The organism is Rhizobium sp. K33, assembly GCF_056501445.1.
Window position 1 is genome coordinate 1,481,517 of record NZ_CP096478.1, and the last position, 12,429, is coordinate 1,493,945.

Annotated in this window: 15 protein-coding genes; 9 read left to right on the forward strand and 6 right to left on the reverse strand. The window is 60.8% G+C overall.

Annotation, left to right across the window (positions count from 1 at the left end; translation table 11 throughout):
* Positions 1-39 precede the first annotated feature (39 nt).
* Positions 40-648: a transglutaminase-like cysteine peptidase gene (locus tag M1E12_RS07440; protein WP_113461247.1), complete on the reverse strand. Its 609-nt coding sequence runs from the start codon at positions 646-648 to the stop codon at positions 40-42.
* A gap of 479 nt (positions 649-1,127) precedes the next feature.
* Positions 1,128-1,739, reverse strand: coding sequence for a PilZ domain-containing protein (locus M1E12_RS07445; RefSeq protein WP_310239556.1), 612 nt, complete (start codon positions 1,737-1,739; stop codon positions 1,128-1,130).
* A 315-nt stretch (positions 1,740-2,054) separates the two neighbouring features.
* On the opposite strand from M1E12_RS07445, the gene M1E12_RS07450 reads away from it, so the two are divergent.
* Complete coding sequence (locus M1E12_RS07450) at positions 2,055-2,831, forward strand: rhomboid family intramembrane serine protease (RefSeq protein ID WP_479564235.1); 777 nt, start codon at positions 2,055-2,057, stop codon at positions 2,829-2,831.
* A gap of 102 nt (positions 2,832-2,933) precedes the next feature.
* A complete protein-coding gene (locus M1E12_RS07455; protein ID WP_113461249.1) occupies positions 2,934-3,368 on the forward strand; it encodes a CBS domain-containing protein in 435 nt (144 codons plus the stop codon).
* A gap of 53 nt (positions 3,369-3,421) precedes the next feature.
* On the opposite strand, the gene M1E12_RS07460 is transcribed toward M1E12_RS07455, so the two are convergent.
* From M1E12_RS07460 to folE, 3 genes are all read right to left on the reverse strand, one after another.
* Positions 3,422-4,381 carry a patatin-like phospholipase family protein gene (locus M1E12_RS07460; RefSeq protein WP_310238861.1) on the reverse strand — a complete coding sequence of 320 codons (960 nt, stop codon included), beginning with the start codon at positions 4,379-4,381 and terminating at the stop codon, positions 3,422-3,424.
* A gap of 81 nt (positions 4,382-4,462) precedes the next feature.
* Positions 4,463-4,915, reverse strand: a complete 453-nt coding sequence (gene hisI, locus M1E12_RS07465) for a phosphoribosyl-AMP cyclohydrolase (protein ID WP_479564236.1) — start codon at positions 4,913-4,915, stop codon at positions 4,463-4,465.
* Between the two features lie 14 nt (positions 4,916-4,929).
* Entirely contained in the window at positions 4,930-5,535 is a 606-nt protein-coding gene (gene folE / locus M1E12_RS07470) for a GTP cyclohydrolase I FolE (RefSeq protein ID WP_113461252.1), read from the reverse strand.
* Between the two features lie 268 nt (positions 5,536-5,803).
* Between folE and M1E12_RS07475 the strand changes: the two genes are divergently transcribed.
* The 5 genes from M1E12_RS07475 to M1E12_RS07495 all read left to right on the forward strand — a co-directional run bounded on the left by M1E12_RS07475 (position 5,804) and on the right by M1E12_RS07495 (position 10,159).
* A complete protein-coding gene (locus tag M1E12_RS07475; protein ID WP_479564237.1) occupies positions 5,804-6,250 on the forward strand; it encodes an iron-sulfur cluster assembly scaffold protein in 447 nt (148 codons plus the stop codon).
* Positions 6,251-6,252: 2 nt separating this feature from the next.
* Positions 6,253-6,621 (forward strand): membrane protein insertion efficiency factor YidD, encoded by a 369-nt coding sequence (gene yidD, locus M1E12_RS07480; protein ID WP_479564238.1) that lies wholly within the window; start codon positions 6,253-6,255, stop codon positions 6,619-6,621.
* Between the two features lie 57 nt (positions 6,622-6,678).
* Positions 6,679-7,107 (forward strand): DUF2267 domain-containing protein, encoded by a 429-nt coding sequence (locus M1E12_RS07485; RefSeq protein ID WP_479564239.1) that lies wholly within the window; start codon positions 6,679-6,681, stop codon positions 7,105-7,107.
* A gap of 117 nt (positions 7,108-7,224) precedes the next feature.
* Positions 7,225-9,222 carry a threonine--tRNA ligase gene (thrS, locus tag M1E12_RS07490; RefSeq protein WP_479564240.1) on the forward strand — a complete coding sequence of 666 codons (1,998 nt, stop codon included), beginning with the start codon at positions 7,225-7,227 and terminating at the stop codon, positions 9,220-9,222.
* A 97-nt stretch (positions 9,223-9,319) separates the two neighbouring features.
* Positions 9,320-10,159, forward strand: coding sequence for a lysophospholipid acyltransferase family protein (locus tag M1E12_RS07495; protein ID WP_136540706.1), 840 nt, complete (start codon positions 9,320-9,322; stop codon positions 10,157-10,159).
* A 3-nt stretch (positions 10,160-10,162) separates the two neighbouring features.
* Here the strand turns inward: M1E12_RS07495 and M1E12_RS07500 are convergent, their stop codons facing one another.
* A complete protein-coding gene (locus M1E12_RS07500) occupies positions 10,163-11,116 on the reverse strand; it encodes a hypothetical protein (protein WP_479564848.1) in 954 nt (317 codons plus the stop codon).
* A gap of 109 nt (positions 11,117-11,225) precedes the next feature.
* On the opposite strand from M1E12_RS07500, the gene M1E12_RS07505 reads away from it, so the two are divergent.
* Both M1E12_RS07505 and M1E12_RS07510 read left to right on the forward strand, forming a co-directional pair.
* Positions 11,226-11,810 carry a nitroreductase family protein gene (locus M1E12_RS07505; protein ID WP_479564241.1) on the forward strand — a complete coding sequence of 195 codons (585 nt, stop codon included), beginning with the start codon at positions 11,226-11,228 and terminating at the stop codon, positions 11,808-11,810.
* Entirely contained in the window at positions 11,810-12,418 is a 609-nt protein-coding gene (locus tag M1E12_RS07510; protein WP_479564242.1) for a flavin reductase family protein, read from the forward strand. Before M1E12_RS07505 ends, M1E12_RS07510 begins: the two co-directional genes overlap by 1 nt.
* Positions 12,419-12,429: the final 11 nt, after the last annotated feature.

Sequence of the window (12,429 nt, forward strand, 5' to 3'; positions counted from 1 at the left end):
AGGCGGGGACAGACCGGGCCAGAAGTCGGGTCGGTAGCGTCAGTTCGAGACGCTGCCGACGATGCTTGCGCGGCCGTCCTGGAGCTTTACCCAGCGGGCCGAATTGGTCGAAGACTGACGCTTCAGATAGGTGTACTCCGTGTCGGACCACAGCAGCACTTTGTTGCGCATGTTATCCAGAATGAAGTCGCCATGATCGGTGCGGACCGTAAGGACGGCGTGGCCTTCCCCATTCGGCTGCAAAACGACGGTCATCAGAAGGTCCGACGGGTCGAAGCCGCGGTCGGTCAGCATCTTGCGCTTCAGGAGGGCGAAGTCCTCGCAATCGCCGACGCTGCGGGGATAGGTCCAGCGTTCTTCGACGCCGTAGATCTCCATGTCCGTGAGCGGCGTGATCGAGCTGTTGACGGTGTAGTTGACCTCGAGCATCGCCTTCCAGAGGTCCTCGGTCAGGATCATCGGTCCGGCGTCGTGCTGATTGCCGCTGCATTCGCCGGCATAGGTCTGACAGAATTCGTAGTGGCCGATCGGCGGATTGGCCTTTCCGACCACCTGCATATTCGCCGGCATGGCCGAGACCTGAAAGGCAAGGACGCCTGCGATTGCGGCGGCCAGAGTTCCAATACCCAGAATTTTCTTTGTTGTCATTGGTTGTCTCCCGGTAATGGAGATAGCAATGACAGATAGATTTTGATCGACCGCGAATAATAGCGGTAAGATACGAGGCGAAGTCTATGAAAATCATAGACTATATTTATCTGTATTTATTCTATATTTGAGTATGTTTTGAAAAAAATTTAGTTCAAATTGCATCTATTTCGGCTCAACGGCATCGCGATTCTGATCCAAGGTTTGGAAATTGCGCGTGATATCAGATGCTTGGTAGCTCGTATCGAGCGATTGACGACCGTGCAACGATCGTTCCCGCGTCGTCCGGTGTGGATCGATACCCGATAGGCGGAACCCGCCCGGAGGCGTCAGCGGCGCTTTCTTGACCCTTGGAAGCCGACTTTGAGCTAAAATTTTTTCTGAAAAAAACTGTGCCGCCCTGGCACATTCCCGCGCTGGGACAGAAAAAAGGCGCCTCACGGGATCCGCGGGCGCCTATTTGGGTGACCTTACAGCGATTAGAGGAACTCGGTCAGAGCTTCCCTCGATTGCAGCGTCAGGAATTCGATCGCCACACCTTCCATGAAGTGGCGCACGACCCGGCCGCGCATATTGCCGAGCCGGACGGCCGAGCCGATCGGCGGGCGAATGTCGATGTCGACCGCAGCGCCTGAGAGCGAAAGGTCCATCAGGCGGCACGGATAGGTCTTGCCGTCTTCCAGCGTCAGTTCCGTGCGCGTCTGGCGCGGCGTCAGTCGATCGTGGCGGCGGTCTTCGGGGAGGCCGAGCTCATGCTTGTTGGCAATCCAGGTCAGCTGGGCCGCGAGCTTCTCGCGTTTGCGCACGGTAGCGGTGATCGAGATGACGAAGCCGTCTTCCGTCAACTTCACCACGGTGCCCTCGATGCGGCCGAGGTGGTCGATATAGGCGATGATCCGTTCGCCCGGGCGCGGCATCCCAGCGCAGGCAAAACGCACATCGCCCGGCGACATGTCGATGACCTTGCAGACATACTCTTCATAGTTGGCAAGCATGAGTCGGCCTTGCAGGCTGACGGCAACGCGTTGGAAGGCGCGTTGCTGTCCCGGCGAGGCGATCGTGTTGGTTTGGCTTGCCTGCGTCGAGTACATCATGGAGAGTCTGTCTGTTCCTCTGTCGCTTAACATTAGGCGGCGAGCCGTTAATATAGTGTTTGCTTTTGGGCGCGCTTTTTCGAGACGGAACGATATTCCCGCAGAAATTAAGGTTAAAAGAGTGTTTCGATTGTCCTTTTCGCTGTCACATGGCATCTGTTGGCCACCAAACGCGAAGGGCAGCCTTCGGCACCAACTCCAGTCGGCGCGACGATCCGTAGAGCGCCAGCAAGGCCACTCGGTTCTCCGAGCGGCCTTTTTTTTATGTCCCGCCTGCATTACCTGAAGGGTGCCAAATAGAAGGAAGTGCAGATGCAGGATGAGGCAGGACCTCGGGGCGAGGAACGCCCGAACGAAGAGTGGAATGCCGCAGCCGCAGAGCCTACGCCCTCCCGTGAGCCGCCGATCTTCAATCTGCCGACCGGGATCCTGGCGGCTCTCGCCCTCATCTGCGGCCTCTACCTGCTGCAGCGGTTTGTCCTTTCGGGAGCAGCCAATCAACTGTTCGCCGTCGAACTGGGCTTCTCACCCGTCCGCTATCTCTATCCTTTGTCCGAGCAGTCCTTGGCCTGGGCGTGGTCGCCCGTCACGTACTCGCTCCTGCATGGGAGCTTCGAGCATCTGGCTTTCAACAGCCTCTGGCTCGCAGCCTTCGGTACGCCGGTCTGCAGGCGTATAGGCGAGGTCCGCTTCGTCCTGTTCTGGATCGTTTCCTCGATCGCCGCAGCACTGCTTCACCTCGTGGTCAACTGGGGTGAGCCGTCGCTGATGATCGGCGCATCAGGCGTCATCTCGGCGCTCATGGGGGCCGCCTGCCGATTCGCCTTCGGTGAACGGCAGCGCAATTTCACCCGCATGACCGGGCTCGAGCCGCCGCTGCTCTCCGTCGGGCAGGCGCTGGCCGACCGAACGGTCAGGGTCTTCATCGCGGTCTGGTTCTTCGGCAATATTGCGATCGCGGTTGGTCTGCCCCTCTTCGGTGCCGGCTCTGAGTCCATTGCCTGGGACGCTCATATCGGCGGTTTCCTCCTGGGGTTCTTCTGCTTCTCCTTCTTCGATCCTTACGGCCGGCGGGCCACAAGGGCGTGATGTCGCGCTTATTGCATTCTGCTTGAATAAAGGGCACCATTTTCATCAGCAGCCTCAGGAGGGTTGGGCTGCTGATCGAGTGTTCTACGCGAGGAGGAACGCATGCCTGCATCAGCCAGAAGCATACTCGACCAAAAGGGCCGGAACGTCATTACGATCAGCCCGACGGTGACACTGGGCGAAGCCGCCCATGTGCTGGAAGAGCATAAAATCGGTGCTGTCGTCGTCGTTGGCATGGAGAGCCGCATCGTCGGTATCTTCACCGAGCGCGACGTGGTGCGCGCGATCGGCACGGAAGGCAAGGCCGCCTTCGATCAGCCGGTCTCGGCTTTCATGACAGCCAACGTCTATCGCTGCCGCGAGGATACGAGCGTCAACGAACTGATGGAAATGATGTCGAGCCGCCGCTTCCGCCACGTGCCCGTGGAGGACAATGGCAAGCTTTCAGGCATCATCTCGATCGGTGACGTGGTGAAGTCTCGCATCCGCGAGATCGAGCAGGAGGCCGAGCACATCAAGGCCTATATCGCCGGCTGAGATCGAAGATCCACTCACGGGCCGACGGAGGGCGGCGGTGACGCCGCCCCGACTTACCGCAACACGGCTTCCTGCATGCGCCGGATCTCTGTAACCCGGGCCTTAGCTTCCTCATAACCGCGTTCGATGGCTTCTCCGGCGCGGTGGAATTCCGACAGGCCAATGTCGTTGAGCCGTGGATGCAGCGCGAGATCCGGCGGATCGCCGGCGAGACGTGCGCGTGAAATGCGGTCCTGAATGATGTTGAAGGCCTGGACCATGACACCGGTCAGGCCGACCTTGTTCGGTGCTCGCGCGGTTTCGGCGCTGGCCTGGTCGGGCGTTGACGCCTTGTGCTTGACGACGGCCGAACGGCCGAAGACGTCGTAATGCAGGTTCACGGCCATGACGAGCGGCTGCTCATAGGCGCGGCAGACCGATACGGGCACGGGATTGACGAGCGCGCCGTCGATCAGCGTTCTGTTGTTGCAGTGGATCGGTTCAAAGATGCCGGGCAGGGCATAGGATGCCCTGAGCGCCGTGATCAGGCTCCCGCCATCGATCCAGACCTCGTGGCCGCTGTTGAGTTCTGAGGCCACGGCGACGAAGGGCTTCGGCAGGTCCTCGACCTTCAGTCCCTCGAGATGTTCCTGCATGCGCTTGGTGAGCCGCATGCCGCCCAGCAGCCCGCCGCCGCCGATCGTCAGGTCGAGAAGCGAGGCAATCCGGCGCATCGTCAGCGAGCGGGCGAAAGCCTCGAGCTCATCCAGTTTTCCCGCTAGGTAACAGCCGCCGACAAGGGCTCCGATCGATGTCCCGGCGATCATGCCGACCTCGATGCCTTCTTCGTCGAGCGCCCGTAAGACCCCGATATGCGCCCATCCCCGGGCCGCGCCGCCACCAAGGGCAAGCGCCACCTTGGCCTTGGGCTTCTTTTCAGGAACGAGAGGTCCGCCCGAGGGCGCGCCGCCGTCTTTGACCGGCTGAGAAGCCGCCGCGCCGCCACCCTGTGAAATCATGCTCCAGTTCAGCATCTCCGCTACCCCATTCGCTGAACACTCCGGTGTTCATTAGGACATCGTCTGCTTACGATTTCGTTATGCTGAGCGGGAGCGTCAATGCCCGTAGACGTGATCGGGATCGAAATGCTTGTGATCGTCGGCGATCGTCAGCGACGGCTTGCCGTCGACGGCCTGAGCCGTGCGGTAGAAGCAGGAGCGGCGGCCGGTATGGCAGGTCGCATCGTGACCGGCGACCTCGACCTTGAGCCAGATGGCGTCCTGGTCGCAGTCGACCCGGATTTCCTTCACCGTCTGCAGATTTCCGGAGCTTTCGCCCTTCTTCCAGATCTTGCCGCGGGACCGGCTGAAATAGTGCCCGATCCCCGTTTCCAGCGTGAGCCCCAGCGCCTCGGCATTCATATGGGCGACCATCAGCAATTCGCCGTCGCGCGCATCCGTGACCACTGCCGTGACGAGACCATGATCATCGAACTTCGGCGTGAACTCGACGCCTTCTTCGAGGATCTTCTTGTCGGCGGAGGGAGCGTCGAATTCGAATGCGGACATGGAAACTCGCGATATCAGCGGCTGCGGACCATGGACATGAAGCGCGCCTGTTCGGCCGCATTGTCCTTGAAGGCGCCGGTAAAGGTTGTGGTGAGCGTCGTCGATCCCGTCTTCTGGATCCCGCGCATGGCCATGCACATATGCTCGGCCTCGAGGAAAACGGCAACCCCGCGCGGCTGCAACGTGTCATCGATCGCATGTGCGATCTGCGCTGTCATGTTCTCCTGCGTCTGGAGGCGCTTGGCGAAAACGTCGACCACACGGGCGATCTTCGACAGACCCAGAACGCGGCCCTTTGGCAGATAGGCAACATGGGCCTTGCCGATCACCGGCAGCATATGGTGTTCGCAATGCGAGAAGAAGGAAATGTCGCGCACGAGAACCATGTCCTCGTAGCCGCCGACTTCTTCGAATGTGCGTCCGAGCACATCTTCGATATCGGCCTCATAGCCGGAGAAGAGCTCGCCATAGGCCTTGGCGACGCGTGCCGGCGTGTCGAGCAGGCCTTCCCGCTCGGGGTCGTCACCGGCCCAGAGCAGCAGCGTGCGGACAGCCTGTTCGGCTTCCTCGCGCGTCGGGCGCGGCGATTGCGCGGTCAATTTCGTGACGATGGCGTCCATGGCCTTGGTCTCCCGGTCCCGCGCAAGGCGGGCCGCTGGTTTGGCTTTGCCGGATTGTAAAGGCGTAATGCGGCTCATAATGCAAGTCCGTTGTCGCGTTTGCGGTGAGAAGATCAAAGCCCGAGGGCCGGCCTGCGTTTGTCCTGTGCCTGTCCCTTGGATATAATGATCGCCGAGATGGATAAAAAGACGGCGGCTGCGACATGTTGGCGGCGGTAATGTCTCAGACACTCCCTATATACGGGAGAGGCCTCACAGCGGATTGACCATGGACGACATCTACAACACCAAGATTCTCGAATTTGCTGGCAATATCGGTCGCATTGGTGTGCTCGATGGCGCTGATGCCGTGTCGGAGAAGCATTCGAAACTGTGCGGGTCCAAGGTCAAGGTCTACCTGAACCTTGAAAATGGCGTGGTCACGGATTTCGCCCACGAAGTGAAAGCCTGTGCACTGGGGCAGGCCTCCTCCGGCATCATGGCCCGCCACGTGGTCGGTGCAAGCGCCGAGGAACTGCGTCAGGCGCGGCGCGACATGCTGGCCATGCTGAAGGAGGACGGGGAGGGCCCCGTGGGCCGCTTCGAAGACATGCGATTTCTGAAGCCCGTCCGCGACTACAAGGCGCGTCACGCCTCCACGATGCTGACCTTTGACGCCGTGGTCGACTGTCTCGACCAGATCGAGGCCCCGGCTGCGGCCGCCGAGGCAAGCTGAGCATGTGCAACAGCCCCGACTGCGGGCATGAGCCAGGAGCCACTGGCCGCAAGAGCCGAAACTGGCAGGGGCCGTTTCGCAAGACGCCCGGCAGACTTTTCGGCATGGGCTTCATCCGGCTTTACCAACTGACCTTTTCCAGCATCGTCGGCAGTTCCTGTCGGCATATGCCGACCTGTTCGGAATATGGCTACGAGGCCATTGCCCGGCACGGGCTATGGTCCGGTGGCTGGCTGACCCTTTTCAGGGTCGCGCGCTGTGGTCCCGGCGGCACCTGGGGTCCGGATCCCGTACCCGAGGTTCTGGAGAAATCCTATCCCTGGTATGCTCCCTGGCGGCTCTGGATCTTCGGCCGCAAGACGGGCGGCTGACCGCGGTCAGGGATCGCGTCATACTCCAGCGATCGATTCGTTCGTGGGGATGAACGCATGCCGATGCCGCTCGAATATCGCCAGGCTTCCGCCGACTTCGATGCCTTCATGAAGGATCTGGTCGCAACATCGATGATCCAGACCTCGCACCAGGCCTACACCATGTTGCAGGCGGTGCTGCAGGTCTTCCGGCACCGGCTGACGGTCGCGCAGGCGATTGCCTTCGCCAATGTCCTGCCACCGGTCCTGCGCGCCATCTTCGTGAGCGACTGGGATGTCGAAGCGCCGGTAAAGCCCTTTCTCGGTCGCGATGTGCTGATGAAGGAAGTGCGAGCCTTCCGCCATGACCACAATCTCTCGACGGACACGGCTTTGGAGGACGTCACTGTCGTCCTTCGCCGACACGTGGATCAGGCAGCCTTCGAAAGGGTCCTCAGCCAGCTCCCGCCGGAAGCCCGTGGCTTCTGGTTCATCGGTCAGGCCTAGCAAGATCCTTTACTCAGCAGCGCTTTCGGCCTATCAAGCGCCGGTTCATGACGGGGCGCTTGACCCCGCAATTTTCACCACCCGCATTCGTTGGCGGGACTGGATCAGGAGACTTCAATGTCCGCTTCCGTATCTCTCACTTTCCCCGATGGCTCTATCCGCGACTACGCTGCCGGCACGACCGGCGCTGAGGTTGCCGAATCCATTTCCAAGTCGCTCGCCAAGAAGGCTGTCGCCATTGTGCTCGACGGCACGCTGCGCGACCTGTCCGACCCCGTCGTTGAGGGTAAGATCGAGATCGTCACCCGCACCGATCCGCGTGCGCTGGAACTCATCCGTCACGATGCAGCCCACGTCATGGCCGAAGCCGTGCAGGAGCTGTGGCCCGGCACCCAGGTCACCATCGGTCCGGTGATCGAAAACGGCTTCTATTACGACTTCGCCAAGGACGAACCCTTCACGCCAGACGATCTGCCGAAGATCGAAAAGAAGATGAAGGAGATCATCCAGCGCAACAAGCCGTTCACCAAGGAAGTCTGGTCGCGCGACAAGGCCAAGGAAGTCTTCGCTTCCAAGGGCGAGAAGTACAAGGTCGAGCTGGTCGACGCGATCCCGGAAGACCAGGATCTGAAGATCTACTATCAGGGCGACTGGTTCGACCTCTGCCGTGGGCCGCATATGGCGTCCACCGGGCAGATCGGCATGGCCTTCAAGCTGATGAAGGTCGCCGGCGCCTACTGGCGTGGTGACAGCAACAACGCCATGCTGAGCCGCATTTACGGCACCGCCTTCGCCGAACAGGAAGATCTGGATCGTTACCTGCACATTCTCGCCGAAGCCGAGAAGCGCGACCACCGCAAGCTCGGCCGCGAGATGGATCTCTTCCATTTCCAGGAAGAGGGCCCGGGCGTTGTCTTCTGGCACGGCAAGGGCTGGCGCATGTTCCAGACGCTGACCTCCTATATGCGCCGTCGTCTCGAAGGCACCTATCAGGAAGTCAACGCGCCGCAGGTGCTCGACAAGTCGCTCTGGGAGACCTCCGGCCACTGGGGCTGGTACCAGGAGAACATGTTCGCGGTGAAATCCGCGCATGCCTTCACCCATCCCGACGATGAGGAAGCGGACCAGAAGATCTTCGCGCTGAAGCCGATGAATTGCCCGGGTCACGTTCAGATCTTCAAGCATGGCCTGAAATCCTATCGCGAGCTTCCGGTCCGTCTTGCCGAATTCGGCAACGTCCACCGCTACGAGGCCTCCGGCGCACTGCACGGCCTGATGCGCGTGCGTGGCTTCACCCAGGACGACGCCCATGTCTTCTGCACGGAAGAGCAGATGGCAGCGGAGTGCCTGCGCATCAACGATCTGATTCTCTCCGTCTACGAGGATTTCGGCTTCAACGAGATCGTCGTGAAGCTGTCGACTCGCCCGGAAAAGCGCGTTGGCTCGGACGACCTCTGGGATCGCGCCGAGGCCGTGATGATGGAGGTTCTAAAGCAGATCGAGGAACAGTCGGGTGGCCGCATCAAGACGGGCATTCTGCCGGGCGAGGGCGCCTTCTACGGTCCGAAGTTCGAATACACGCTCCGCGATGCCATCGGCCGTGAATGGCAGTGCGGCACGACCCAGGTCGACTTCAACCTGCCCGAACGCTTCGGCGCCTTCTATATCGACGACAAGTCGGAGAAGAAGCAGCCGGTGATGATCCACCGTGCCATCTGCGGCTCGATGGAGCGTTTCCTCGGCATTCTGATCGAGAACTTCGCCGGTCACATGCCGCTGTGGTTCGCGCCGCTCCAGGTGGTGGTCGCGACGATCACGTCCGATGCCGATGATTACGGTCGCGAAGTGGCCGATGCGCTTCGCGATGTGGGCCTTCAGGTCGAGACCGACTTCCGCAACGAGAAGATCAACTACAAGGTCCGTGAGCACTCGGTCACGAAGGTGCCGGTGATCATCGTCTGCGGCAAGCGCGAGGCGGAAGAAAAGACCGTCAACATCCGCCGCCTGGGCTCCCAGGAGCAGGTCTCGATGCCGCTCGTCGAGGCCGTTGCCGTCCTCGCCGGCGAAGCGACGCCGCCGGACGTCAAGCGCAAGCTTGCGAGCCGCAAGGTCTGAGTGAAAAGTCTGGCAGGGCGTCACCGCCCTGTCAGACATCTGTCATCGAACTGGCATATGACGGGATGATGATCTTCCGTCCACCTGGAGCGCCAGCGTGAAATTCAAAGAACTGTCTTATGCCAACGAGCGCGACCCGAAGCTGAAGCGCTGGTTCATCCGCTCCATCGAAGGCCTGTCCGGGCGAGACCGTTTCACCCGCCTCTATGAAATCTGGCGCAACGACATCGTCGGCAAGACAGACCGCGTCTTCGGCAAGATGCTGGACCTGATCGATGTGGATCTGAAGGTCGAAGGCACATGGCCTCCGGCCAATATTCCCGAAGGTCCGATCGTCATCGTCGCCAACCATCCCTTTGGCATCGGCGACGGGATTGCCGTGTTGGCACTGGCCGAGCAGCTTGGCCGACCGTTCCGTGTGCTCATCAACAACGAGCTGCTGAAGGTGCCGGAAATGGCACCTTACTCGCTGCCTGTCTCCTTCGAGGAAACCAAGGAGGCGATGGCCATCAACATGCAGACCCGCCATGAGGCGCTTAGGCTTCTGAAGGAAGGTGTTACGGTCGTGATCTTTCCTGCCGGTGGCGTGGCGACGGCGAAGAAGGGCTTCGGCCGTGCCGAGGATCTGCCGTGGAAGATGTTCCCGGCGAAGCTTATCCAGGCCGCGAAGGCCAATGTCGTGCCTGTCTTCTTCGAAGGACAGAACGGCCGTCTCTTCCATCTCGCCAGCAAGATCTCGCTGACGCTGCGGGTTTCGCTGCTGATCCGCGAATTCCGCCGCCTGTCGGGGTCGACGATCCGCGCCCGCGTCGGTGTAATGATTCCCTGGGAAGAGCTGAGCACCCATGCCGACCGCAAGGATCTCCTGGCGCGGCTGTTCGGAGCGGTCTTCAGCATGGCGCCGGTGGAGCGCCGCAAGTTCAGGCGCGCTGCTTGAGCTTCAGGATTGGTCGAGAAGCAGTTCGACGTCCATATTGGCGCCGGCCTTCACCTCGAAGTCCTTCTGGAAGATCTCGTCCTTGTTGCGCGCCACGGCCGTATACTGGCCTTCGGCCAGGACCATGACCGGGAAAGCGCTGACACTTTCGGCAACGATATCGCCACCCGAGGTCAGGACGGACCAGGCGGTATCGGCAATCGCTTCACCGCCTTCTTCCGAGACGAGCTTGAAGCCGACTTGAGAAGCGCGATGCTGGATCGTCGCTTCCGTCAATTCGCCGGCCTCGACAGAGATATCCGCGCGGACGACGGCATTGATCGAGCCGTATTCCGAAACGACATGATAGGTTCCGGCATTCAGCCGAACGATCGTGTTCGGCTTGACGTCGGCCAGGACAAGCCCGCGTTCGCCGTCTTCCCGCACTTCAGAGGAATAGATATCGAAGCTCAGCTGCTTGTCCGGAATATGCGTGTCGGCACCCGAGATCGCATTGAGGGACATGCCACCGGCATCGAGCACCAGGATCTGATCGGCGACATCGCCCTCGACCGGCACGTTGAGCTTCTTGGTTGCACCCGCGCGCCCGAAGGAGACGTTGACGAAATAGTCGCCGGGCGCGAGTTGGAAGGCGGCCGATCCACCCTCGGCGCTGGCCAGCAATGGTAGCTTGCCGTCAGCGCCCGGGATCGGGCTGAACACGCGCCAGGACAACCCGTGCTGCATGGGCTCGCCTTCGTTGGTCAGCTTGGCGTCGAGCTTGACGCTGCGCCCCTGGGTCACATTGGCAATGGCACCGAGACCCGGTGCGGAAAACGCCTTCAGCTTCGGCATCTTGGTCGAGCCGTTGAGCTGCTTGAAGGTTTCGAACGCTTCCTGAGCGGCGGCGGGCGCTGTCGCGGCGACGGCCACGAGGAGCCCAAGCAGCAGACCAATGAAACCACGTTGAGGGAGCATACGATGCACTGTGTGTTGACTTCCTTCCCAATGCCGGCCACTTCAAACCGAACCGCATGGCAATTTCAAGACTGCCGAACCTGCCAAGGCCTATGAAGGTATCAAGAAAATGAAAAAAGATATCAAACTGCTCGATTATCTCGCAGTTCGTCGTTCCACGCCTGCTTTCCAGATGTGCGAGCCGGGCCCGGACAGGGCAGAAATCGAAGCGATTCTCTCGCTGGCCGTGCGTGTTCCTGATCATGGCAAGCTCGCGCCCTGGCGCTTCGTCGTCTATCGCGGCAACGAACGGGCCCGCATTGGCGAGGAACTGCTGAAGATGGCGCTCGAGAAGAACCCGGCGCTTTCCGACGAGATGATCCAGGTCGAGCGCACCCGCTTTACCCGGGCGCCCGTTGTCATCGCCGTCATTTCAACCGCTGCTCCCCATGCGAAGATCCCGGAATGGGAGCAGGTGATGTCCGCCGGTGCCGTCTGCCTTAATCTTCTGATGGCCGCCAACGCGCACGGCTATGTCTCGAACTGGCTGTCCGAGTGGTTCGCCTTCGATGAGCGCGCCTATCCGTTGCTCGGCGTGAAGCCTGGCGAGAAGGTTGCCGGTTTCATCCATATCGGCTCGACAGAGTTCCCCATCGTCGAGCGCCCGCGTCCGGCACTTGCGGATGTAGTAACCTGGCAGGGTGGCGAGGATTGATGTTCTACGACACCGAATCGAATGCCCATGGCATGGCGCACGACCCGTTCAAGGCGATCGTTGCGCCCCGGCCGATCGGCTGGATCGGCACGAAGGGCAGGGACGGCAGCCGCAACCTCTCTCCCTATTCCTTCTTCAATGCCGTCGGCGACAAGCCGAAGATGGTGATGTTCTCGTCGAGTGGTCGCAAAGACAGTCTGCGAAATGTGCAAGAGACAGGCGTCTTTACCGCAAGCTTCGTCAGCCGCTCGCTTCTCGATCAGATGAATGCCTCGTCTGCCGCTGTCTCCTATGAGACGGACGAATTCACCCTGGCCGGTTTGACCGCTGCCGCCGGCAAACTGGTCGACGCGCCCTATGTCGGCGAGGCGGTCGCCGCGCTCGAGTGCCGCGTGACAAAGGTTCTCACTCTGCCAGATATGGACGGCAATGAAACCGACAGCCACGCCGTGTTCGGCCAGGTGGTCGGTATACACATAGCGGAGGCCATGATCCGCGGCGGGCGATTCGATCTCGCTTCGGCGGACCCCATCATGCGCCTGGGCTACATGGATTACGCCGGCATGGGTCCCGTGTTCGAGCTGAAACGCCCGAGCCAGCGCGGCTGATCATCCTAATT

What these genes read in the sequence shown, in the direction of transcription:
- thrS (WP_479564240.1), top strand. Translation starts at nt 7,225, where the DNA reads ATGTCCGCTTCCGTATCTCTCACTTTCCCCGATGGCTCTATCCGCGAC.
- M1E12_RS07440 (WP_113461247.1), bottom strand. Translation starts at nt 648, where the DNA reads ATGACAACAAAGAAAATTCTGGGTATTGGAACTCTGGCCGCCGCAATC.
- M1E12_RS07445 (WP_310239556.1), bottom strand. Translation starts at nt 1,739, where the DNA reads ATGTACTCGACGCAGGCAAGCCAAACCAACACGATCGCCTCGCCGGGA.
- M1E12_RS07485 (WP_479564239.1), top strand. Translation starts at nt 6,679, where the DNA reads ATGCCGATGCCGCTCGAATATCGCCAGGCTTCCGCCGACTTCGATGCC.
- M1E12_RS07455 (WP_113461249.1), top strand. Translation starts at nt 2,934, where the DNA reads ATGCCTGCATCAGCCAGAAGCATACTCGACCAAAAGGGCCGGAACGTC.
- M1E12_RS07460 (WP_310238861.1), bottom strand. Translation starts at nt 4,381, where the DNA reads ATGCTGAACTGGAGCATGATTTCACAGGGTGGCGGCGCGGCGGCTTCT.
- M1E12_RS07510 (WP_479564242.1), top strand. Translation starts at nt 11,810, where the DNA reads ATGTTCTACGACACCGAATCGAATGCCCATGGCATGGCGCACGACCCG.
- yidD (WP_479564238.1), top strand. Translation starts at nt 6,253, where the DNA reads ATGTGCAACAGCCCCGACTGCGGGCATGAGCCAGGAGCCACTGGCCGC.
- M1E12_RS07505 (WP_479564241.1), top strand. Translation starts at nt 11,226, where the DNA reads ATGAAAAAAGATATCAAACTGCTCGATTATCTCGCAGTTCGTCGTTCC.
- folE (WP_113461252.1), bottom strand. Translation starts at nt 5,535, where the DNA reads ATGGACGCCATCGTCACGAAATTGACCGCGCAATCGCCGCGCCCGACG.
- M1E12_RS07450 (WP_479564235.1), top strand. Translation starts at nt 2,055, where the DNA reads ATGCAGGATGAGGCAGGACCTCGGGGCGAGGAACGCCCGAACGAAGAG.
- M1E12_RS07475 (WP_479564237.1), top strand. Translation starts at nt 5,804, where the DNA reads ATGGACGACATCTACAACACCAAGATTCTCGAATTTGCTGGCAATATC.
- M1E12_RS07500 (WP_479564848.1), bottom strand. Translation starts at nt 11,116, where the DNA reads ATGCTCCCTCAACGTGGTTTCATTGGTCTGCTGCTTGGGCTCCTCGTG.
- hisI (WP_479564236.1), bottom strand. Translation starts at nt 4,915, where the DNA reads ATGTCCGCATTCGAATTCGACGCTCCCTCCGCCGACAAGAAGATCCTC.